Source organism: Winogradskyella ludwigii, from assembly GCF_013403985.1.
Classification (GTDB): Bacteria; Bacteroidota; Bacteroidia; order Flavobacteriales; family Flavobacteriaceae; genus Winogradskyella; species Winogradskyella ludwigii.
Genome location: NZ_JABFDF010000003.1, coordinates 58113 through 81293, shown reverse-complemented (window position 1 = coordinate 81293; position 23181 = coordinate 58113). Strand labels below are relative to the sequence as shown.

16 protein-coding genes are annotated in these 23181 nt (G+C 32.3%); 11 read left to right on the top strand and 5 right to left on the bottom strand.

Translation table 11 applies throughout. From position 1 onward, the window contains the following. Positions 1–138 precede the first annotated feature (138 nt). Entirely contained in the window at positions 139–2190 is a 2052-nt protein-coding gene (locus HM981_RS08790) for an HD family phosphohydrolase (protein WP_179338418.1), read from the bottom strand. A gap of 110 nt (positions 2191–2300) precedes the next feature. Between HM981_RS08790 and HM981_RS08785 the strand changes: the two genes are divergently transcribed. Then, positions 2301–3479, top strand: a complete 1179-nt coding sequence (locus HM981_RS08785; protein WP_179338417.1) for an acetyl-CoA C-acyltransferase — start codon at positions 2301–2303, stop codon at positions 3477–3479. Positions 3480–3488: 9 nt separating this feature from the next. Continuing rightward, the gene (locus HM981_RS08780) at positions 3489–4238 is read left to right on the top strand and encodes a C40 family peptidase (protein WP_179338416.1); all 750 of its coding nucleotides are present in this window, start codon (positions 3489–3491) and stop codon (positions 4236–4238) included. A gap of 52 nt (positions 4239–4290) precedes the next feature. Here the strand turns inward: HM981_RS08780 and HM981_RS08775 are convergent, their stop codons facing one another. Continuing rightward, complete coding sequence (locus tag HM981_RS08775; protein WP_179338415.1) at positions 4291–5577, bottom strand: tetratricopeptide repeat protein; 1287 nt, start codon at positions 5575–5577, stop codon at positions 4291–4293. Between the two features lie 24 nt (positions 5578–5601). Next, positions 5602–8160: a DNA gyrase subunit A gene (gene gyrA / locus HM981_RS08770; protein WP_179338414.1), complete on the bottom strand. Its 2559-nt coding sequence runs from the start codon at positions 8158–8160 to the stop codon at positions 5602–5604. A 262-nt stretch (positions 8161–8422) separates the two neighbouring features. Here gyrA and HM981_RS08765 point away from each other — a divergent pair, with 262 nt between their 5' ends. Continuing rightward, positions 8423–10972, top strand: coding sequence for an ATP-dependent Clp protease ATP-binding subunit (locus tag HM981_RS08765; RefSeq protein WP_179338413.1), 2550 nt, complete (start codon positions 8423–8425; stop codon positions 10970–10972). A 79-nt stretch (positions 10973–11051) separates the two neighbouring features. Next, complete coding sequence (locus tag HM981_RS08760; protein WP_179338412.1) at positions 11052–11426, top strand: hypothetical protein; 375 nt, start codon at positions 11052–11054, stop codon at positions 11424–11426. Positions 11427–11522: 96 nt separating this feature from the next. On the opposite strand, the gene hutH is transcribed toward HM981_RS08760, so the two are convergent. Then, positions 11523–13052, bottom strand: a complete 1530-nt coding sequence (gene hutH, locus HM981_RS08755) for a histidine ammonia-lyase (protein ID WP_179338411.1) — start codon at positions 13050–13052, stop codon at positions 11523–11525. A 322-nt stretch (positions 13053–13374) separates the two neighbouring features. On the opposite strand from hutH, the gene HM981_RS08750 reads away from it, so the two are divergent. Then, the gene (locus tag HM981_RS08750; RefSeq protein WP_179338410.1) at positions 13375–14412 is read left to right on the top strand and encodes a TlpA family protein disulfide reductase; all 1038 of its coding nucleotides are present in this window, start codon (positions 13375–13377) and stop codon (positions 14410–14412) included. Between the two features lie 67 nt (positions 14413–14479). On the opposite strand, the gene HM981_RS08745 is transcribed toward HM981_RS08750, so the two are convergent. Further along, positions 14480–16033, bottom strand: coding sequence for an NAD(P)H-hydrate dehydratase (locus HM981_RS08745; RefSeq protein WP_179338409.1), 1554 nt, complete (start codon positions 16031–16033; stop codon positions 14480–14482). A gap of 398 nt (positions 16034–16431) precedes the next feature. Here HM981_RS08745 and thrA point away from each other — a divergent pair, with 398 nt between their 5' ends. From thrA to HM981_RS08715, 6 genes are all read left to right on the top strand, one after another. Next, on the top strand, positions 16432–18903 hold the full coding sequence (thrA, locus tag HM981_RS08740) for a bifunctional aspartate kinase/homoserine dehydrogenase I (RefSeq protein ID WP_179338408.1): 2472 nt from the start codon (positions 16432–16434) through the stop codon (positions 18901–18903). Between the two features lie 2 nt (positions 18904–18905). Further along, positions 18906–19829 (top strand): homoserine kinase, encoded by a 924-nt coding sequence (locus HM981_RS08735; protein ID WP_179338407.1) that lies wholly within the window; start codon positions 18906–18908, stop codon positions 19827–19829. A gap of 130 nt (positions 19830–19959) precedes the next feature. Next, a complete protein-coding gene (gene thrC, locus HM981_RS08730) occupies positions 19960–21249 on the top strand; it encodes a threonine synthase (protein ID WP_179338406.1) in 1290 nt (429 codons plus the stop codon). 44 nt (positions 21250–21293) lie between these two features. Continuing rightward, a complete protein-coding gene (locus HM981_RS08725; protein ID WP_179338405.1) occupies positions 21294–22130 on the top strand; it encodes a DUF6503 family protein in 837 nt (278 codons plus the stop codon). A gap of 83 nt (positions 22131–22213) precedes the next feature. Beyond that, a complete protein-coding gene (locus tag HM981_RS08720) occupies positions 22214–22564 on the top strand; it encodes a GIY-YIG nuclease family protein (RefSeq protein WP_179338404.1) in 351 nt (116 codons plus the stop codon). Positions 22565–22635: 71 nt separating this feature from the next. Beyond that, positions 22636–23178, top strand: a complete 543-nt coding sequence (locus HM981_RS08715) for a TlpA family protein disulfide reductase (protein ID WP_218846357.1) — start codon at positions 22636–22638, stop codon at positions 23176–23178. The last annotated feature ends 3 nt before the right edge of the window (positions 23179–23181 follow it).

Genomic DNA, 23181 nt, shown 5'->3' with positions numbered 1-23181 from the left:
AATATAAAAAGGTTTAAACGAGTTTTATGTTTCTTGTTTTATAGATTAGGATTATAATTTAAAAAAAACACTCCCTATGAAGAAAGTAGGGATTCGTTTTAGTTGAATATATCTTGTTTAATATCGAACCTGTTAAGGCTATTCTGGATACTCTATTCTAAGGTGATAAATATTAGCCAACTTAGATTTCAATACTTTTTTTATTGATTGAATTTCTTTAAATGTAATATCAGCATTTAAAAACTGACCACTTTCCATTTGTTTGTTAATTATGTTTTCTACAAAATCGTTAATCTTTGTACTTGTAGGTTCTTTTAAACTTTTAGAAGCCGCTTCTACGCTATCGCACATCATTAGTATTGCTGTTTCTTTACTAAATGGTGTTGGTCCTGGATACGTAAAATCTTTTATATCTACATTTTCGTTCGTCGCTTTTTCCTTCATATAAAAATAGTACACCAAACTTGTTCCATGGTGTGTTCTAATAAAATCAATAACACGATCTGGTAAGTTATATTTCTTTGCTATTTCAATACCATTTAACCTATGATCAATAATAATTTTTGCACTTTCCTTACTGGATAATTCATCATGCGGATTAATTCCTGTACTCTGATTTTCTGTAAAATAAGTAGGATTGTTCATCTTACCAATATCGTGGTATAAAGCTCCTACCCTAATCAACATCGCATTTGCACCAATTTCGTTGGCAGATGCTTCGGCTAAATTAGCAACGTTTAAAGAATGATGAAAAGTTCCAGGAGCGCGATTAGATAATTCCTTTAACAGTTTTGAGTTTGTATCAGAAAGTTCTAATAATGATACATCGGATACCAACCCAAAGATCTTTTCATAAATATAAATTAAAGGCTGCACAAAAAGTGTTGCTAAACCACACAAGATAAATAATCCAAAGGTTTCTAATTTTAATCCTGTGAGTTGCCCTTCATGAATCACAAAAAAAGCAAAGTATGCTATAATGTATATAAATGTTATTTGACCTACTGAAATAAATAGATTTGCTCTTTTATATAATTCCGAAACCGTCAATATAGTCACCATACCAGCTATAATCTGAAGAAACATATACTCATAACTATTAGGAACCACAAAACCTAAAAGCAATACAGTAAGTACGTGTGTAAACAAACCTAACCTCGCGTCGAAAAACGCTTTTAAAACCAGTGGTAGAATACACAACGGAACCACATAAATAAATTGCGAATTAAAGTTGATGACTAAGGTACTTAGCAATATCATTAAAGCAATATTGAAAAATAAAAACGTCACTTTTGTGTTATTCAAAAAGACCTCTTTTCTATATTTTCTTAGAAATAATAACAACATGAGAAGTGCCAAGGCAACCAATAATGTATAAGCTATAAGTACCCAATTGTAATTCGCAGAATTCCAAACTTGAGATTCATATTCCGATTTTATAGAGTTCAAAATATCATACTGAGACTCTTCAATAACTTGTCCTTTAGTAATAATAAGTTGATCTTTTTCTACGCGACCTCTTGTTAAAGAGACCTGAGACAACTCTTCCTCTAATGCCTTTTTTGTTAAGCTTTTATTGAGTTTAATGTTGGGTTGTATAACATCAAAAAAGACGGATAGCATACGTTTTTTAACATCTTCTGGTATTGAATTCCCTAAGTCTGATTCTACCCGATGTCTTAGATTACTCAATTCAAATAAGCTTCCGTATTCGGTCTCTTTTTCTACCTTATTTGAAGTTGCTAATTTTACAGGTCTATCATCAGCGTAATTATAATCCGAATCTAATATGCCAGAATTGTAAAGATCACTAACTATAGTTTTTCCTTTTTTATAGAGCTGAGAGTTTTCAATATTAAAAGCGCTCGAGTCCTTAAATACCTGATTAAACCGCACCAAATAATCAGACAGAACTTCAGCTTTAGTATCTTTATTCAGTTCAAAATAGACAAGACTTCGGCTTTTAATTTCATTTTTCTCTTTATTTAATTCAGCTTGAGATTTCTTAATCGCAAAATTAAAAGGAGCGTATAAGTTTTCGGATTGCCAAGGCTTCCCTTTCTCAAAGGAATACCTGAATTTTCCTGTTTTAGGAAAAAGATATACTATAAATAATGTTGTTACAATAAACAACAAAATCTTATAGACTAAGGCATGGTTCTTATACCACTTATTGAAGAATACATTCATATACAATCAAATGTAATAAATATTAGAATTTTACACACCTAATATCACTAATACATTCTCAAATCTCTTAAAAAATGTTTAATTTCGCATCAAGCAAAAACAAAATTAGAATGAATAAGGACGTCGTTATAGTTTCAGCAGTTAGGACACCAATTGGAAGTTTTTTAGGAGGATTATCCTCAGTACCAGCACCACGATTAGGCGCTGCTGCAATTAAAGGAGCTTTAGGTAAAATTAACCTGAAACCAGAAATGGTAGATGAAGTTATAATGGGAAATGTTGTACAAGCAGGTACAGGTCAAGCTCCGGCAAGACAAGCAGCCATTTATGCTGGTTTACCAAATACAGTTCCTTGTACCACGATAAATAAAGTCTGTGCTTCTGGTATGAAAGCAGTAATGCAAGCAGCGCAAGCGATCCAATTAGGTGATGCCGAAATTGTTGTTGCTGGTGGTATGGAAAACATGAGTTCTATTCCGCATTATATGCACGCACGTTCAGGAACAAAATTTGGACCTGCAACACTTATCGATGGTATGCAAAAAGATGGATTAGTAGATGCATACGATAATAATGCTATGGGAGTTTGTGCAGATGCATGTGCCGCTGAATATAAATTCTCAAGAGAAGATCAGGATGCTTATGCTGTTCAATCTTATGAGCGCTCTAAAGCAGCTTGGGAATCTGGTAAATTTACAGATGAAGTAATTGCTGTTGAAGTACCTCAACGTCGTGGAGAACCTGTTATTGTAGATAGAGACGAAGAATATTCGAATGTGAAAATGGAAAAAATTCCGGCTTTGCGCCCTGCATTTACTAAAGACGGAACAGCGACTGCTGCTAATTCTTCAACAATTAATGATGGAGCTGCCGCAATGGTATTAATGAGTAGAGAAAAAGCCGAAGAATTAGGTTTAGAACCTCTAGCAATAATTAAAGGATATGCTGATGCTGCACACGAACCAGAATGGTTTACAACAGCGCCTTCTAAAGCTTTACCAAAAGCGTTAGCAAAAGCAAATATTGATATTAAAGATGTTGACTTTTTTGAATTTAACGAGGCTTTTTCTGTCGTTGGATTAGCTAATATGAAAATATTAGGATTAGACGATAGTAATGTAAACGTTAATGGAGGTGCCGTTTCTTTAGGGCATCCGCTTGGTTGTTCTGGTGTTAGAATCTTAGTAACCTTAATTAATGTACTAAAGCAAAACAATGCTAAACTAGGTGCAGCTGCTATTTGCAATGGTGGTGGTGGTGCTTCTGCTGTGATATTAGAACGCGCTTAACAACATTTTATGCAATACGGCATTTGTAATCTTGGAATTGTACCTATACGATTAGAACCTAGCGATACCTCAGAAATGGTAACGCAAGCTTTGTATGGCGATTATTTTAAAGTTCTCGAACAACGTAAAAAATGGAGTCGTATTCGTTTTGCTTTTGATAAATATGAAGGATGGATAGATAATAAGCAATATATAGAAGTTGAAGAATCTAATTACAACGACTTATTAAAATCTGAAATTTATCTTTCAAAAGATTTAATTGAATTTGTTTCTGATGCTTCAAACAGTTTGTATCCGATTCCTGTAGGTTCTGACTTAAACAGTTTAAAATTACTTAATCATAACTTTGATGGTATTGCAATCACTTCTAAAAGTGATAAAACTAATATTGTTAAATCCTCATTTCAATTTTTAAATGCACCCTATTTATGGGGAGGAAAAACACCTTTTGGAATAGACTGTTCTGGTTTTACACAAATGGTATATAAAATTAATGGTTACAAACTATTAAGAGATGCTTCTGAACAAGCAACACAAGGTGAAGCACTAAGTTTTATAGAAGAAAGTGAGCCAGGTGATTTGGCCTTTTTTGATAATTCTGAAGGCAATATTACTCACGTTGGTATTATAATGGAAGACAACTATATTATCCATGCTCACGGAAAAATAAGAATTGATCGCTTAGATCATAGTGGTATTTATAATATTGATAAAAAGATACATACACACAAACTAAGAGTGATTAAAAAAATTGTATAAAAAAAGCGACTTATAAATAAGTCGCTTTTTTTATACAATCTCTCGTAGTGATTTAATTACCACTAGCAGAAGCTTCCATTTCTTCTATTCTTGTTCGCATTGCTTTGAACTTATCTGTTTCACCTAAGGCGCTATAGATGTTCATTAACGTTTTAGCTGCATCAACGTTAGTGTTTTTCAATTCTAAAGCTTTTTCTAAATAAGGAATCGCCTTATTATAGATTTGCGTACGACTTTCTTTTAATTGGTCATATTTTAAGTTATCAGCTCTACTAGTTCCTAAACCATTCATTTCTTCAACAATTTTAGCTTCACCAGATAAAATAACAACGGCTAAGTTATTATAAGCATCTACATAATTTGGATTAATGGCAAGGGCTTTCTCATAATACCTAATTGATTCTTCTGAATTACCTCCTTCAGCAGCTAATACTCCTAAGTTATATTGTAACTCTGCATTACCAGGATCTTTTTCTGTAGCTTCTTCCATTAAAGCTTTAAATTTATCTCTATTACCCATTTTAAGATAAACATTAGCTTCTGATAATAATAAACCAATATCATCTGGATTTTCTTCTCTAGCATCAGACATTGCACCTAATGCTTTTTCATTGTCTCCTTGAGACACATAAATTAAAGCAATATTTTTTACAATTTCTGCTGTTTTTGAAGGACTTCTAACGTCTCTTGGTTTCTCATGCAACTTAGCTTTAACAGAAAAGTTCCTTGCTGTTTTACCTGCAAAATTCTCTTCTACACCTGTCTCTACATTAGTCGCATAATAATTCATCGAAGATCCATTATAACCTAAATTCTTCAATTCTATATAATGCTTTAACGCAGTATCAAAGTCTGGTTGAGATACTGCAGCAGAAGCAGCATAATACAAGTACAGTGTATCTTTTGGAGACATTCTGTAGACTTTTTCAAAACCTTTAGCTGCAACTTCGTAGTTTTTGTTTGTAAATGCATCGTTAGCTTTAGTTAAAAAAGAATTGACCATACCGCTTGTCATTTCATTAGCTTCTGCTGTATACTTAAGCTTACCCATTTTAGACTCTAGAGTTTTTAACTCATCTAAACTTGTAATTGCCTCATCAATATTGGCATCTGTACCAGCACCATTTGCATATAATGCTTGTGCTTTTAATAAATAAAATTTAGCTTTAGACTTATCATCCATAGAACCTATTAAACCTTCTGCTGCTGTTACGGCAGATTTAGCATCGGCAAAATTTGATTTTTTAAGTGCTTTTTCAATCTCCTTTATCTCATTTTTTTGCGCAAAAGACATTGACGTAATTGCTAATAAAAGCACTAATGTCATTAATTTTTTCATCTTGTAATAAATATTTGTTGTTAATTATTCGTTTTCAGTTTCAGTATTATCAATAGCTGTGCCATCTTCAGAAGCATCTTCATTATCAGCTAATTCCGAATCAAGAACTTCAGAATCTATGGCTTCAATAATTTCTTCTTCATCATCCTTCATTACTTTAGCAACTGCTGCAATAGAATCATTTCCTTTTAAGTTAATAAGCTTTACACCTTGCGTTGCTCTACCCATAACACGTAAATCTGCTACTGCCATACGGATTGCAATTCCAGATTTATTAATAATCATTAAATCATCTTCATCTGTTACATTCTTAATAGATACTAAATTACCTGTCTTTTCGGTGATAGAAATAGTTTTAACCCCTTTTCCTCCTCTATTAGTAATTCTGTAATCTTCTAAACTAGAACGTTTACCATAACCATTTTCAGAAACGACAAGAATATTACTTTCCATATCATCTACAGCAATCATTCCGATAACTTCGTCTGTTTTTTCATCTTGAAGTCTAATTCCTCTAACACCAGAAGCATTTCTACCCATTGGTCTTGTCTTAGCTTCTTCAAAACGAATAGCTTTACCAGATTTTAAGGCTAACATTACTTGACTTTCGCCTGTTGTTAACTTCGCTTCTAATAAAACATCATCTTCTTTAATAGTAATAGCATTAATACCATTAGATCTTGGTCTCGAATACTGCTCTAAAGATGTTTTCTTAACCTGACCTTGCTTAGTCGCCATGATCACATAATGACTATTAATATATTCTTCATCTTTTAAATCTTGAGTACAAATGAAAGCCATCACTTTATCATCTTGCTCAATATTTATTAAATTCTGAATAGCTCTACCTTTTGAAGTTTTAGATCCTTCTGGAATTTCATAAACGCGCATCCAGAAACATTTTCCTTTTTGCGTAAAGAATAACATGTATTGGTGGTTAGTACCTACAAATAAATGCTCTAAGAAATCTTCATTTCTAGTGGTTGATGCTTTTTGTCCTACTCCACCTCTATGCTGTGTTTTGTATTCTGTAAGTAAGGTTCTTTTAATATAACCTGCATGCGAAATTGTAATTACAACTTGTGCATCAGGAATCATATCTTCGATACTTAAGTCTCCACCAGCATATTCTATTATAGAACGACGCTCATCACCGTATTTATCTCTAACAACTTCTAGCTCTCCTTTAATAATATCCATACGACGCTCTTTCTTAGCTAGGATATCCTTAAGATCTATTATAGTTGCCATAATACCATCATACTCAGTACGTAATTTATCTTGCTCTAAACCTGTTAACTGACGCAAACGCATTTCTACAATGGCTTTTGCTTGTATCTCAGATAATTTAAAGCGTTCAATTAAACTATTACGCGCTTCTTCTGCATTAGATGATGCACGAATAATTTTAATCACTTCATCTATATTATCCGAAGCTATAATTAAACCTTCTAAAATATGAGCTCGTTCTTCTGCTTTACGCAATTCATAAGTTGTACGCCTAACAACAACTTCATGTCTGTGTTCAACAAAATAATGAATAAGTTCTTTTAAATTTAATAACTGCGGACGACCATTTACAAGTGCTATATTATTAACACTAAAAGACGTTTGTAACGCTGTATACTTAAATAACTTGTTAAGAACGATATTAGGAATGGCATCTCGTTTTAAAACATAAACAATACGCATACCATTTCTATCCGATTCATCTCTAATCGTAGAAATACCTTCTAGCTTTTTATCGTTAATTAAGTCGGCAGTTTTCTTAATCATATCTGCCTTGTTCACCTGATAAGGAATTTCAGTAACAATAACACATTCTCTACCTTGTACTTCTTCGATTATAGCTTTAGCACGCATTACAATACGTCCACGACCTGTATGGAAAGCTTCCTTAACGCCATCATAGCCATAAATTGTTCCACCTGTAGGAAAATCTGGAGCTTTAATGTGCTGCATTAATTCATCAATCTCAATCTCATTATTCTCGATATACGCTATAGTACCATCTACAACCTCTGTTAAATTGTGAGGAGGCATATTAGTTGCCATACCAACAGCAATACCAGAAGCTCCATTAACTAAAAGTCCTGGAATACGCGTTGGTAAAACTGTAGGTTCTTCTAAAGTATCATCAAAATTTAATTTATGATCTACAGTTTCTTTATCAATATCTGCCAACATGTCCTCAGATATTTTACGCATACGTGCTTCCGTATAACGCATTGCTGCAGGACTATCACCATCTACAGAACCAAAGTTACCCTGTCCATCTACTAACATATATCGTAAACTCCATTCTTGAGCCATACGTACCATTGCATCGTATACTGAAGTATCTCCGTGTGGGTGATACTTACCTAAAACCTCACCAACTATTCTTGCCGATTTTTTATGTGCACTATTTGCTCTAATACCTAGTTCATGCATACCATAAAGTACACGTCTATGTACTGGTTTTAAACCATCTCTTACATCTGGTAACGCACGTGACACAATGACCGACATTGAATAATCAATGTAAGCCGATTTCATTTCATCTTCAATGTTAATTGGAATGAGTTTTTCTCCTTCTGCCATATATAAAATTAATTAGTTTTTTTGTGAGTTTTCATAACGTGCTAATATAACCAAAATCCTAATGTTTAAAGCCTAATCCAATGATATTTTTGGTATTTTTTATTAACAATACCTGATATCTTTTTCGTTAATAAGTATCTGCTTATTTCCTTTGATTTAAAATGCTTTTTTACTCTCTTCGTTTATAACATATAATTAAGGTATAGTTTTTGCCTTGTACTCAATATGTTTTTACTATTTTTAAAGCAGAAAGGATTTCAATATGGACGATAATTTTTCACCAAGAGTTAAAGATGTTATAGCTTATAGCAAAGAAGAAGCCTTGCGTTTAGGTCATGATTTTATTGGTACTGAGCATTTAATGCTTGGACTATTAAGAGATGGCGACGGCAAAGCAATTGATATATTAAGTGCACTGGATGTAGACCTAAATCACCTTAGGCGTAAAGTAGAGATTTTAAGTCCTGCTAACCCTAATATCATTTCAACATCGAATGAAAAAAAGAATCTACATCTAACACGACAGGCAGAGCGTGCTTTAAAAACAACCTTTTTAGAAGCCAAATTATTTCAAAGCACCTCAATTAATACAGCACATTTATTATTGTGCATCTTAAGAAATGAAAATGACCCTACCACTAAGCTTTTAAATAAGCTCAAAGTAGATTATGATAACGTTAAAGAAGAATTTAAATCTATGGCAACTAGCGAAGATGATTATTTAGAAACACCAAAGGCAGAATCTTTTTCTGATGATGATATAAATGAAGAAGAAGACGCAAAGCAGAATCCATTTGGTGGACAATCTAACAAGACAAACAAAAAATCTAAAACTCCAGTTTTAGATAATTTTGGAAGAGATCTTACTGTACTTGCAGAAGAAAACAAATTAGACCCTGTTGTTGGCCGAGAAAAAGAAATACAACGTGTGTCTCAAATTTTAAGTCGACGAAAGAAAAACAATCCCTTATTAATAGGCGAACCAGGTGTTGGTAAATCGGCCATTGCAGAAGGACTTGCTTTACGTATTGTAAAACGTAAAGTGTCACGTACCTTATTTAATAAGCGTGTAGTTACTTTAGATTTAGCCAGTTTAGTTGCAGGCACAAAATACAGAGGACAATTTGAAGAGCGCATGAAAGCCGTAATGAACGAGCTTGAAAAAAACGATGATATCATTTTATTTATAGATGAAATTCATACCATTGTTGGTGCAGGTGGCGCAACAGGAAGTTTAGATGCTTCAAATATGTTTAAACCTGCTTTAGCGAGAGGTGAAATTCAATGTATTGGTGCTACAACTTTAGATGAATACAGACAGTATATTGAAAAAGATGGTGCATTAGAACGTCGTTTTCAAAAAGTAATTGTTGAACCTACAACTGTTGAAGAAACTATAGAAATACTTAATAACATTAAAGGTAAGTACGAAGAACACCACAATGTTAATTATACAGACGAAGCCATTGAGGCTTGTGTAAAATTAACGAGTCGTTATATGACGGAACGTTTTTTACCAGACAAAGCTATTGATGCTTTAGATGAAGCAGGTTCTCGTGTACACATTACTAATATAGATGTACCTAAACAAATTTTAGAATTAGAAAAGAAGCTTGAAGAAGTTAAAATAACTAAAAATAGTGTCGTTAAAAAACAAAAGTATGAAGAAGCTGCAAAGCTTAGAGATGATGAAAAACGACTTGAAAAAGAATTAGCTACAGCACAAGAAAAATGGGAAGACGACACTAAACTACATCGTGAAGTCGTAACCGAAGATAATGTTGCTGATGTTGTTTCTATGATGACAGGAATTCCTGTTAATAAAATTGCACAAAAGGAAATTACTAAACTCTCTAAATTACCCGATTTAATAAAGGGTAAAGTGATTGGCCAAGACCAAGCGGTTGCTAAGGTGGTTAAAGCTATCCAAAGAAACAGAGCTGGACTTAAAGATCCTAACAAACCAATTGGGTCATTTATTTTCTTAGGACAAACTGGTGTTGGTAAAACACAACTAGCTAAAGTTTTAGCTCGTGAGCTATTTGACAGTGATGATGCGTTAGTGAGAATAGACATGAGTGAATACATGGAGAAATTCGCTATTTCTCGTTTAGTTGGTGCACCTCCAGGATATGTTGGTTATGAGGAAGGTGGTCAATTAACTGAAAAAATAAGACGTAAACCATACGCTGTTGTTCTTTTAGATGAGATTGAAAAAGCACATCCAGACGTCTTTAATATGTTATTACAAGTTTTAGATGATGGTTATTTAACAGACAGTTTAGGTCGTAAAATTGATTTTAGAAATACAATCATAATCATGACGTCTAACATTGGCGCTAGAAAACTAAAAGATTTTGGAAGTGGTGTTGGGTTTGGAACTTCTGCAGCAGTTGCACAAGAATCAGATCATGCAAAAGGAGTTATAGAAAATGCGCTTAAAAAAGCATTTGCTCCTGAGTTTTTAAATAGAATTGATGATGTTATTGTATTTAACGCTTTAGAAAAAGAAGATATAGGTAAAATTATCGATATCGAACTTGCAAACTTAATAGCTAGAATAAAAGACTTAGGCTACGAATTAAAACTTTCTCAAAAAGCCAAAGACTATATTGCTGAAAAAGGTTTTGACAAGCAGTATGGAGCAAGACCACTTAACAGAGCTATTCAAAAATATGTTGAAGATGCATTAGCTGAAGAAATCATAAATTCTAAAATCCATGAAGGAGACAAAATTACAATGGATTTAGATGAAGAAAATGATGTTCTAAGCATTAAAATAAATTCATCTAGTAAAACAACAGAACTTTAAATTATCATTAAATTAGTAAGAAAACTCTTTCAGAAATGAAAGAGTTTTTTTATATTCTGCTTTTAAATATTAGTTACTCATGAAAGAATCCCTAACATTCGATTTTTGTAGTATGACCATTTATGATAATTACGTCATAACGGTTATTAATGAAGGAGTTGTAATCACATTAGAACACAACGAAACACTTCTTAAAGTTGCAGAGTCTTATTTTTCAAACAAGCCATTTGTTTACATTAGTAATAGAATAAATTCCTATTCTGTAGATCCAAAAGTTTATTTTAAAACAGAACAAATACCAACCATAAAAGGTCTAGCTGTAGTAACCAATAATTATCAAGTAAAAGTCAATGCTAAAATTGAAAAAATGTTTTTCAATAAACCATTTGAGATTTTTACTGAACTTGAAGATGCCGTTGCTTGGGCTAATGAGATGACATATCATTGTAATTAGAATATAAGATCTTCAATATATTTCTAAAAGCAAATCTATTTCTAAAAATAACAGTTTAGCAACTTCCTATTTTAGGATGTTTTCAATATTTAAGACTTATTTTAAATCGTAATGATTCAAAAATAATTCATCAATTTCAATATCTACATCTTTTAAAAACTGAATTGAAGCTTCAATTGAATTATGTAACACCTCATCTACTTTTATAAAAGGCACGACTTTTCTATACTGATCTAAAAATGATTCTAAAAATGGTGACGTTTTTAAAGGTCTTCTAAATTCTAGTGCTTGCGAAGCATTCATTAATTCTATAGCGATAACGCGCTCTACATTTGTCACCAATGTGTAAGCTTGGGTTGCAGCATTAGCTCCCATACTAACATGATCTTCTTGTCCATTACTAGACACAATACTATCTATACTAGCGGGAGTTGCCATTTGCTTATTTGCACTTACAATACTTGCCGCTGTGTATTGCGGAATCATAAATCCTGAATTAAGACCTGGATTATCTACTAAAAACGCGGGTAATCCTCGCAATCCAGATACGAGTTGAAATACACGTCGTTCAGAAATATTCCCAATTTCTGTCATAGCAATTTTTAAATAATCTAAAGCTAATGCTAGTGGCTGACCATGAAAGTTTCCACCTGAAATAATTAAATCCTCTTCATGAAAAATATTAGGATTATCCGTTACCGAATTAATTTCAGTTAAGACTACCCTTTCAACGAAATCCAAGGTGTCTTTTGTGGCTCCATGAACCTGCGGAATACAACGAAAAGAATAAGGATCTTGTACATGTTCCTTTTCTCTAGTTATAAGTTCACTTCCTTTTAAAAATTCATTAAAACGTCTGGCCACTTTGCGCTGTCCTGGATGTGGTCTTACAGCATGTACTAAATCATGAAAAGGATCTAAACGTCCATCAAAAGCATCCAACGAAATACTTGCAATAATATCTGCTAAATAAGACGTTTTATGAGACATTAATAATAAATAAACACCATAAGCACTCATAAACTGAGTGCCATTTAATAACGCTAAACCTTCTTTTGCTTCAAGCGTAATAGGCTCCCAATTAAACTCTTCTAAAATAGTTGCAGCATCGTACTCCTTTGAATTATGCATTACCTTTCCTTTACCTAATAAAGGAAGAGCCAAATGCGCTAAAGGAGCTAAATCTCCCGATGCTCCTAAAGAGCCTTGTGTAAAAACAAAAGGAAAAATATCATTATTAAAAAACGCTATTAACCGTTCTACAGTAGCCAATTGTACTCCACTATGACCATAACTTAAGGACTGAATTTTTAAAAGCAGCATGACCTTAACTATAGATTCTGGTACACGATCTCCTGTACCGCAAGCATGAGACATTACCAAGTTTTCTTGAAGCTGACTCAAATCTGAATTGGAAATTTTAACATTATATAGCGACCCAAAACCTGTGTTAATACCATACATTGGCTTTTCATTATTGGCTAATTTATCATCTAAATAAGCTTTACACTTTTGTATTTTATTTACAGACTCTTCTGAAAGCTTTAGTTTTTTATTTTCATAAAAAATATTGTAAATCGTTACAATATCTATAGCATCAGAAGAAATAATATGATAGTTATCCATGTGGAGTCGTTTTTTATTGTTTCAAAATTGAGAATATTTTTACAGTCTACAAGGATTTGTTAATAAATCGTTGCAATCTTTTTAACAAAATAAATTCGTTATAGCAATGCAAATAAAGCTAGAAAAATTAAATAGTTATTCACTTCAAGTAATACGGTATTCTTACACTCATGTTATCAAGCATTAAACGCTATTTAATAAGCATCTCAATGAAGGCTTATTTTAATTTAAGGTCTAAATAATTCAACTAAAACTTTATAATAATTTTAAAATTAACATTGCCTTTTAATGTTTATTTTTGAGCTTAAACAAAACATTAGCTATGAAACGATTATTATTACTTTGCATTGCTTCTGCATTATTTGCATGTAAAGGAGAACCTAAAGATTATGTTACACTTTCTGGAAAAATTGAAAACCCAGATGAAAGTAAAATATTAAAAATCCTAAAAGGACGTGATTTCGAAAAAATAATAACCCTAAATGATGATGGTACGTTTAATGATACTTTAAAAGTTGAAGCTGGAGATTACAGCTTTCAACATGGAAAACAATATGGTCAAATATATTTAGAAAATAACAATACATCATCTTTTGAAACTAATTACGATTCGTTTATAGACTCTATGGTATTTAAAGGAGATGATTCTGATCTTAATAATTTTTCTGTTCAATCTTTTTTAATTTCTAAGGATTATTTTACTGAAGATCTTGTTGGTTCAGGAAACATGGAAGATGTAGAAAAAGCAATTGACGGTTATAAATCTGCATACGAAGATCTAAAGATTAAATATACTGATATAGATTCTACACATCTTGCTAATATGGACAAGAACATAGAAGGCACAGTCGGTCAGATCTCTAATTTTATGAAATCTAAACAAGCAACTATTAACGCCTTTCCAAAGGGATCTCCTTCGCCTACATTTGAAAATTACGAAAATTATGCTGGTGGATCGACATCACTTTCAGACTTAAAAGGTAAATATGTTTATATAGATTTATGGGCAACATGGTGTGGTCCTTGTATAAAAGAGATTCCTTCGCTTAAAAAAATTGAAAAGCAATATGAAGGAAAAAACATTGAATTTGTTAGTATTTCTGTAGATGAAGGTCGTGGTTATAAAAATAACAAAGCGGCATCTTATGAAGGTTGGAAAACTATGATTGGTGCAAAGCAATTAGGAGGTATGCAATTGTTAGCAGATAACGGTTTTAGATCTCAATTTGTGCAAGATTATAAAGTTAATGGTATTCCTAGATTTATATTAATAGATCCAAATGGTAATATTGTAAATGCAGATGCGCCAAGACCATCGAGTTCTGCTTTAATAGATTTATTTAATGAGTTAAATATCTAAATTCAAACTCAAATAATAAAAAAGCCTGTCTAATTTAAACTTAGACAGGCTTTTTTGATTGTTTACCTTATTGTTGTTCCTCTTCTGCTACTTTTGGTTGTTCTGGCTGTTTAAATAAATCTAGGTAAGCTTTACCTAAATTTTCAATGATATGACTCGCGATTAAACTTTGATATCCATAATCTTCGATAGCAATATCTGCCGATTTTCCATGTAAGTAAACCCCAAAAACTGTTGCTGATAACGATTCATAACCTTGAGCTATCAAACCAGAGATGATTCCTGTTAAAACATCTCCACTTCCTGCTGTAGACATTCCAGGATTTCCTGTTGTATTAACATAAAGTTTATCTAAATAAACAGTAATGGAATTGGCTCCTTTTATAAGAACAATAACATTGTATTTCTTTGAAAAAACTTTTACTTTTTCTAATTTATCAAAATCATCAGACCATTTTCCTATTAACCGTTCCAGCTCCTTTGGGTGCGGAGTTAAAATACTTTGTTCTGGTAAAAGTTTTAATAAGGTTTTCTTTTTAGACAACAGGTTTAAAGCATCTGCATCTATAACCAACTTTGATTTATTACTTTTTAAGAACGCTTCAAATGTTTTTGCCGTTCTAGAAGATGTTCCTAATCCTACTCCAACACCAATAACGGTTGGTTCAATATCAAATTGAATATTAGAAATATGAGTTTCATCACTATCAGTAATCACCATCACTTCAGGAATGGCTGTTTGTAAACTATGATAACCACATTTAGGTGCATAAGCTGTAACTAATCCTGCTCCAGAACTCAATGCTGCTCTACTTGCTAAATTAACAGCACCAATTTTTCCGTAACTTCCACCTAAAATCATCACATGCCCAAAATCGCCTTTGTTAGAAAATTTCTCTCTTGGTTTGTATATGGGTAAAACTTCATGTTTAGAAATTAGCTCTGCTTCTGTATCTGTTTTTATTAAATAATCGCGATCAATTCCTATATCTAAAGCCTCCCATTCTATGGTGTATTTCGCAGTTTCTGGTAAAAAGAAAATCAATTTTGGAGATTGAAAACTTAAGGTATAATTAGCATAAACCACAGCGTTTTCATCTTCTACAGGTTTATCAGTATATAAGCCTGAAGGAATATCTATAGATAGTGTATACGCTTTTGAAGCTTTAAATTTTTGAAACAATAATTGTACCCATTCAATTGGAGAACGATTTAAACCAATTCCAAAAATAGCATCCACAATAATATCATCTACACCAATTTCAATATTAGAGAGATCATCTTTACAACTCAATAAAATGGGCCATTTTTTAGTTACATTTTTAATACGATCGTAGTTAATTAAAAAGTCTTTTGTACGCTTATCACTGCAATTAGTAATATACGTTACTACGTTGTAACCATGAGTTATTAAATGCCGTGCTAAAACCAGTCCATCTCCTCCATTATTTCCAATACCACAAAAAACATGAATAGGAACTTGAGCACCTTGCATTCTACTATGAATCCAATTAAAAATTTGAGTTCCTGCGCGCTCCATTAACTCTGTAGAGGCTATCTTTTGCAGTTCGGTAGTTATCCTATCACCTTCGTAAATTTGTTCTTTTGAAAATAATTTCATTCTTTTTTATTTATATGTTTTGATTGTAAAAACAATAGTGTTTAAATTATTCATGAAATAATTATAAATTCTATAAATATTCAGTATTCATATGAATAATTTAATACTTTTTACAAAACACTAGTAATAATTCAATTTAAATGCAAAGACTAGCCCGTTTTTACAAATTCCCTAAAAAGGAAATATAAGTTTTTTTATTGTTGTAAAAATAATACTTTTGACATGTAGTCATGAATAAAAAAACAAACATATCAGCAAATACAATAGTGCGTACATTAGGTACAATTATTTCTATGTTTTTTATTTCAACACGAATTACCCTTTGGGGTAATTTATAATATGATCTCCGTCCCTTATTGTCTAAACAGACATTTTATTCTCTTAAATATACAATTAATATGAAAGTTCTCAAGTTTGGTGGAACATCAGTAGGTTCAGCCGAAAACATAAATAAAGTCATTTCAATTTTAGATCAACAATCAAAAGAATCAAATATTGCTGTAGTCGTTTCTGCCGTTGGTGGTATCACAGATGTGTTATTAGAAGCTGCAAATTTAGCTTGTGATAAAAATCTGGCCTATAAACAGACTTACGATGCTATTTGGTCTAGACACAATAAAGTAATTGAAGGTCTTTTTGAAGGTTCAAATAATGATGAAAATCTAAAAAAAGATTATGAAGAATTACAGGATGTTATTTCAGATAAATTAAATGATCTAAAAAGCCTTTTAAATGGTATTTATCTCATTAATGAATTGTCGCCAAAAACAAAAGACAAACTTTTAAGTTTTGGTGAAGCACTATCTTCTACCATTATCTATCACACTATAAAATCTAGAAAGATAGACATTCAATTAAAAAATTCGCAAGACCTTATTATTACAGATTCAACATTTAACAATGCGATTGTAAACTTTGACGTTACAAATACTAATATTCAGACATTTTTTAAGTCTAATTCTAGCTCCATTGTATTGTTTCCTGGTTTTGTATCAAAATCTATTAGTGGAGAAATTACAACTTTAGGTCGTGGTGGTTCTGATTATACTGCTGCAATTATTGCAGCTGCTATTGATGCTAAAGAATTACAAATTTGGACAGACGTTAGTGGTATGTACACAACAAATCCTAGGTTAGTAAAACAAGCTTCTCCAATTGTAGAATTGTCTTATCAAGAAGCTGTAGAATTATCTCACTTTGGTGCTAAAGTTTTATATCCACCGACAGTAATGCCAGTGCTTAAAAAGAAAATTCCAATTGTAATTAAAAACACAATGGATCCAGAAGCGGTTGGAACTACAATTTCACATAATGCGCAGTCAAATGGCTCGCCTGTAAAAGGTATTAGTAATATTGAAAACATTGCTTTACTAACCTTGCAAGGCAATGGTATGGTTGGTGTTCCTGGTTTTAGTAAACGTTTGTTTGAAACGTTAGCACAAGAAAAAATCAACATTATATTAATCACACAATCGTCATCAGAACACTCTATTTGTTTTGGAATTTCGTCTAGTGATGCACAACGCGCAAAAGAAGCTATAGATCATGTATTTGAATATGAAATTACACTTCAAAAAATAGATCCTATCATTATAGAAGATGAACTTTCAATTATAGCTGTCATTGGAGATAAAATGAAAAGTCATCAAGGTATTAGCGGAAAAATGTTTAGTACTCTCGGTAAAAACAATGTGAATATTAGAGCGATCGCTCAAGGAGCTTCAGAGCGTAATATTTCTGCAGTGATTCATAGAAATGACGTAAAGAAAGCTTTAAATAGTTTACACGAGCAGTATTTTGAAATTAAAACCAAACAAATCAATTTGTTTATTACAGGTGTTGGTAATGTTGGAGAACGACTTATAGAGCAAATTAAACAACAAAAAGCTTATGTTAAAGAAAACTTTAAAATCAGCTTAAAAATTGCTGGTTTATCTAATTCTAGAACTATGGTTGTAAAAGACGATGGTATCAATTTAATAGATTGGAAAGAACAATTAGAAAATGGAGAAAAATCAAGTCTTCAAGGGTTTTTAGATCATGCTAAGAATTTGAATTTAAGAAATTCAGTCTTTGTAGATATTACAGCGAATGATGCCGTTGCTAACATTTATGGCAATTATCTTAAACACAGTATTTCAGTTGTAGCTTGTAATAAAATTGCCTGTTCAGGAAATATTGAATATTACAATGAATTAAAGCAATTATCAAGACAGTATAATGCATCATTTTTGTTTGAAACCAATGTTGGTGCTGGATTACCTGTTATAGACACATTGAGTCACTTAATTACTTCTGGTGACGAAGTAAACAAAATACAAGCTGTTTTATCAGGAAGCTTAAATTTTATATTCAACAACTTTAATGCTGAAACTACTTTTCATGATGTTGTAAAACAAGCACAAGAAGAAGGTTATACAGAACCAGATCCTAGAATAGATTTAAGCGGCATTGATGTTGCTCGTAAAGTTTTAATTCTGGCAAGAGAAAGTGGTCATGCCATCGAATTATCGGATCTTGAAACTGATAATTTCTTAACAGACGCTGCCATGAAATCAGATACTGTCGATGATTTCTTTCAAACTTTAATTAAGGATGAAGCTTACTATCAAGCTTTATTCAAATCTGCTCAAGACAATAACTGTCAGTTAAAATTTGTTGCTGAGTTTAATGATGGAAAAGCTAAAGTTGGACTTCAAGAAATACCTGAAGGTCATCCGTTTTATAATCTAAAGGGAAAAGATAATATCGTCATGTTTTACACACAACGTTATCCTGAACAACCTATGATTATAAAAGGTGCAGGAGCTGGAGCAGATGTTACGGCTTCAGGTTTATTTGCCGATATCATAAGAATTGCTAATAATTAGATATGAGTAACGAAATCAAAATATTTTCGCCAGCAACAGTAGCTAATGTAGCTTGTGGATTTGATGTACTTGGCTTTTGTTTAGATACTATTGGAGACGAAATGGTCATCAGAAAAACAGAAGAAAAAGGTATTAGAATTACAAAAATTGAAGGTTACGACTTACCGTTTGAAGCTGAAAATAATGTAGCCGGAGTTTCGGCTTTAGCGATGTATAACGCTTTACAACCAGACTGTGGTTTTGAAATAGAAATCTATAAAAAGATTAAACCAGGAAGTGGTATTGGAAGTAGCTCTGCTAGTGCAGCTGGAAGTGTTTTTGGGATGAATGCCTTATTAGGTTATCCATTAAACAAAACAGAATTAACCAATTTTGCCATGAAAGGCGAAGCTTTGGCAAGTAAATGCGAGCATGCAGATAATTTAGCTCCAGCTATTTTTGGTGGATTTACATTGGTAAAAAGTGCCTCGCCTTTACAAATTTTAGAGTTACCTACTCCATTAGATGTATTTGCAACGTTAATTCATCCGCAGATTGAAATTAAAACGTCTGAATCTAGAGCAATTTTACCCAAAGACATTCCGTTAAGCAATGCTATTGCCCAATGGGCAAATGTGGGCAGTTTGGTTCATGCACTTCATACTTCGGATTACGATTTAATAAAAGAGTCATTAATCGATGTGGTAATTGAACCGTACCGAAAACAGTTGATTCCGCATTTTGATGACGTTAAAAAAGCAGCATTAGAAGCTGGAGCTTTGGGTTGTGCTATTTCTGGCTCAGGACCATCTATTTTTATGTTGAGTAAAAGTGAAGCCACAGCAAAAGCTGTAGAAAATGCGATAAGACAAGTCTATTCTACGACAGATATACAATTTGAAACCTATGTTTCTAAAATTAATGTTGAAGGGATTCGGGTTTTGTAATAAAATGACAGAAGACTTAATACTAAAATTATAACACAAAGCTTCACAGAGAAGGCACGAAGATTCACAAAGAATTTTCTCTAACCAGTCTACTTACTTGAAGCTTATAATAATTTAGAATAAAAATATTATGAATTACTATTCTCTAAATAAAAAAGCACCAAACACAACCTTCGCTGACGCAGTAGTCAGAGGACTTGCACCAGATAAAGGTTTATATTTCCCAGAATCAATAACACCATTAGATCCTTCATTTTTTGAAACCATTGAAGATAAATCAAATGCAGAAATTGCTTTTGAAGCCATTAAACAATTCATTCTTCCAGAAATTCCAGAAGACATTTTAAAAACGATTGTTGAAGAAACACTGAACTTCGATTTTCCGGTAGTTGAAATCAATGAAAATATTTCAACGCTTGAGTTGTTTCATGGACCAACCATGGCATTTAAAGATGTTGGCGCACGTTTTATGGCGCGATGTTTAGGGTATTTCAACAAAACCAATACCAACCATGTTACTGTTTTAGTAGCCACTTCTGGTGATACAGGAGGAGCTGTTGCTAATGGTTTTTTAGGTGTTAAAGGAGTAGATGTTGTTATTCTTTATCCTAGTGGAAAAGTGAGTGACATACAAGAAAAGCAATTAACGACACTTGGACAAAACATTACCGCTTTGGAAGTCGATGGCGTTTTTGATGATTGTCAAGATATGGTAAAGCAGGCTTTTATGGATAAAGAGCTAACGGATAAAATGCAATTAACGTCTGCAAATTCAATAAATATTGCACGTTGGCTACCGCAACTCTTTTATTACATGTTTGCTTACAAGCAATTAAAATCGAAACATTCAGACATTGCTTTTTCTGTTCCTAGTGGTAATTTTGGTAATATTTGTGCAGGTATGGTTGCTCAAAAATTAGGCTTACCAATTAAGCATTTCATAGCAGCAAATAATGCAAATGATACCGTTGTGAATTATATGATTTCTCAAACCTACATCCCAAAACCGTCAGTACAAACTATTAGTAACGCTATGGATGTTGGGAATCCAAGTAATTTTATAAGAATTCAAGAATTACATAACAATGATTTTGACGCTTTAAAAGCAAATTTATCTTCATATAGTTATACAGACGAAGAAACAAAAGCTGCCCTTTTAGAATTGTATAATGACTATAGTTATGTTGCAGATCCTCATGGAGCTGTTGGGTATTTAGGTGCCAAAGACTACTTAAAAGAAAATGATGCTCATGTGGTATTTATGGAAACAGCCCATCCAACAAAGTTTTTAGATGTTGTGGAAGACGTTATTAAAGAAAGCGTGGCTTTACCTTCTCAAATAGAAGCTGTAATGGATAAAGAAGGTGTATCTATAAAAATAAATTCTTACAATGAACTGAAAGGTTTCTTATTAAGTTAACACCAAATTCTATCGTATTATCAACTAAATCTAAATTACAAAAAATGAAGTTTCCTATTATATTCAGTATCCTATTGACAAGCTTAGTAGTGTCTTGTAAAAATGACAATCCGAAACTTGTAAAAGAAAAGGAGTCTAAATCTACTACAGAAATAGCACAAGTATTTCAAAACAAAGGTCATGAGATTGTATATAATATGGTTCAAAAAGTTGGAAACTATGATCAATTAAGTAAAAAGAAAGATGTTATTTATACCTACACATACCAAACTCCAGATGGGAAAACAGATACTTCTACAGAGAAATATATTTTTGATGGTGAATTATCTTATGGTGCATATAGCAAACATGAGAGAACATTAGCGAATTTAACAGGATTAATTGAACAAGGTTACGATGGTAAAACGTATTGGTTAAAGCACGAAGGCACTTTTTCAGACAATGAAGCCTATATAAAAAGAGCCGCTTTTAATAGACCTACAAACTTCTATTGGTTTACAATGTTTCAAAAAATGTTAGATCCAGGTTTAAATTATGAATTTATTGAAGAGAAAACCATTGATAATAAAATCTATAATGTTGTAAAAGTAAGTTTTACAAGTAAAGATGATAAACCTACAGACATTTATCAATTATATATCAATAAAGAAACCAACTTAGTCGATCAGTTTTTGTTCACCGTTGCAGATTTTGGAAAAATGGACAACCCATCTCTTATGAAACTTCAGTACGAAAAAATTGATGGTTTATTAATTCCTACAAAGCGTCAGTACAAACGTTCTAACTGGTCTGCTGAAGAGAGTGATTTACCTTGGATAAATGTGAGTTGGACGAACATAAAATTTAATAATAATTTATCTCAAAGCGATTTTGAAAAATAAAATTGAGCTTTAACTCATATTATTTTTAATAGATGTTAGTTTAAAATAATACTCATAAGGGTTTTCTAGAATGCTTAGCTTAAATGTCAAAAACCTTATATACTATATACGTCATAGAACTTTCTAAACGCGTTTATACCGAAAACGCGAAGTTTAGAAATGCAAATCCACAATTTAATGGTGTTTTAGAATGTTTGTATGTTGGCATGACAAGTAAAACTCCAAAAGAACGTTTTCTCCAACACAAAACAGGACATCGTAACAAAAAGGGTCATAAAATATCTTCAAATATTGTTGAGAAATATGGCACCTATTTACGCCCAAGTCTTTTTAATCATATTGATCCTTTTTTTACTAGAGCAGAAGCATTAAAAGCAGAAGCACAAATTACCTTAGAATTGCGACGCGAAGGTTATGCGGTTTGGTCTAATTAGTAATAAAACACTTTTACATTAAACCTTTTGTCTTTTATGGAGTCTAACAAAAAATAATAGAATACATCATTTTGAATTTATTAAAAATAAAGCCACTCAAATCGGCAATACATTTGGTTTTAGTTCTTAGCTTTTTTCTGAGTTGCAACAATACTAAATCAGATAAAACATTACAATCTAATACGACTACGAACGTTAATCAAGACATTCCTGTTTACAATTTTAATCAATTTGAACCCTTAATTTACACGGAATCTGATAAAACCTATCTCATTAATTTTTGGGCAATGTGGTGTGCACCTTGTGTCAAAGAGCTACCATACATTGAGCAATTCGCTGCTCAAAATCCCGAAGTCGAAGTCATTTTAGTAAGCTTAGATTTCCCAAAAGATATTGAAACAAAGCTTAAGCCTTTTTTAAAGAAAAAAAACATAACTCAAAAAGTTGTACTATTGGATGATGCAGATGCTAACGCGTGGATAGATAAAATAGATCCTAACTGGTCTGGTGCAATCCCATTTACAATTATGTTTAACAAAAACGAACGTTTATTTTATGAACGCTCTTTTGAAAATTTAGAAGACATAGAAAACCAAATAAAAAAACTTAATTAAAAA

Coding starts and splice junctions, on each gene's coding strand:
- HM981_RS08725 (WP_179338405.1), top strand. CDS start 21,294: ATGAAGTTTCCTATTATATTCAGTATCCTATTGACAAGCTTAGTAGTG.
- HM981_RS08785 (WP_179338417.1), top strand. CDS start 2,301: ATGAATAAGGACGTCGTTATAGTTTCAGCAGTTAGGACACCAATTGGA.
- HM981_RS08760 (WP_179338412.1), top strand. CDS start 11,052: ATGAAAGAATCCCTAACATTCGATTTTTGTAGTATGACCATTTATGAT.
- HM981_RS08780 (WP_179338416.1), top strand. CDS start 3,489: ATGCAATACGGCATTTGTAATCTTGGAATTGTACCTATACGATTAGAA.
- HM981_RS08745 (WP_179338409.1), bottom strand. CDS start 16,033: ATGAAATTATTTTCAAAAGAACAAATTTACGAAGGTGATAGGATAACT.
- HM981_RS08765 (WP_179338413.1), top strand. CDS start 8,423: ATGGACGATAATTTTTCACCAAGAGTTAAAGATGTTATAGCTTATAGC.
- HM981_RS08735 (WP_179338407.1), top strand. CDS start 18,906: ATGAGTAACGAAATCAAAATATTTTCGCCAGCAACAGTAGCTAATGTA.
- HM981_RS08750 (WP_179338410.1), top strand. CDS start 13,375: ATGAAACGATTATTATTACTTTGCATTGCTTCTGCATTATTTGCATGT.
- HM981_RS08720 (WP_179338404.1), top strand. CDS start 22,214: ATGTCAAAAACCTTATATACTATATACGTCATAGAACTTTCTAAACGC.
- thrC (WP_179338406.1), top strand. CDS start 19,960: ATGAATTACTATTCTCTAAATAAAAAAGCACCAAACACAACCTTCGCT.
- HM981_RS08775 (WP_179338415.1), bottom strand. CDS start 5,577: ATGAAAAAATTAATGACATTAGTGCTTTTATTAGCAATTACGTCAATG.
- gyrA (WP_179338414.1), bottom strand. CDS start 8,160: ATGGCAGAAGGAGAAAAACTCATTCCAATTAACATTGAAGATGAAATG.
- HM981_RS08790 (WP_179338418.1), bottom strand. CDS start 2,190: ATGAATGTATTCTTCAATAAGTGGTATAAGAACCATGCCTTAGTCTAT.
- thrA (WP_179338408.1), top strand. CDS start 16,432: ATGAAAGTTCTCAAGTTTGGTGGAACATCAGTAGGTTCAGCCGAAAAC.
- hutH (WP_179338411.1), bottom strand. CDS start 13,052: ATGGATAACTATCATATTATTTCTTCTGATGCTATAGATATTGTAACG.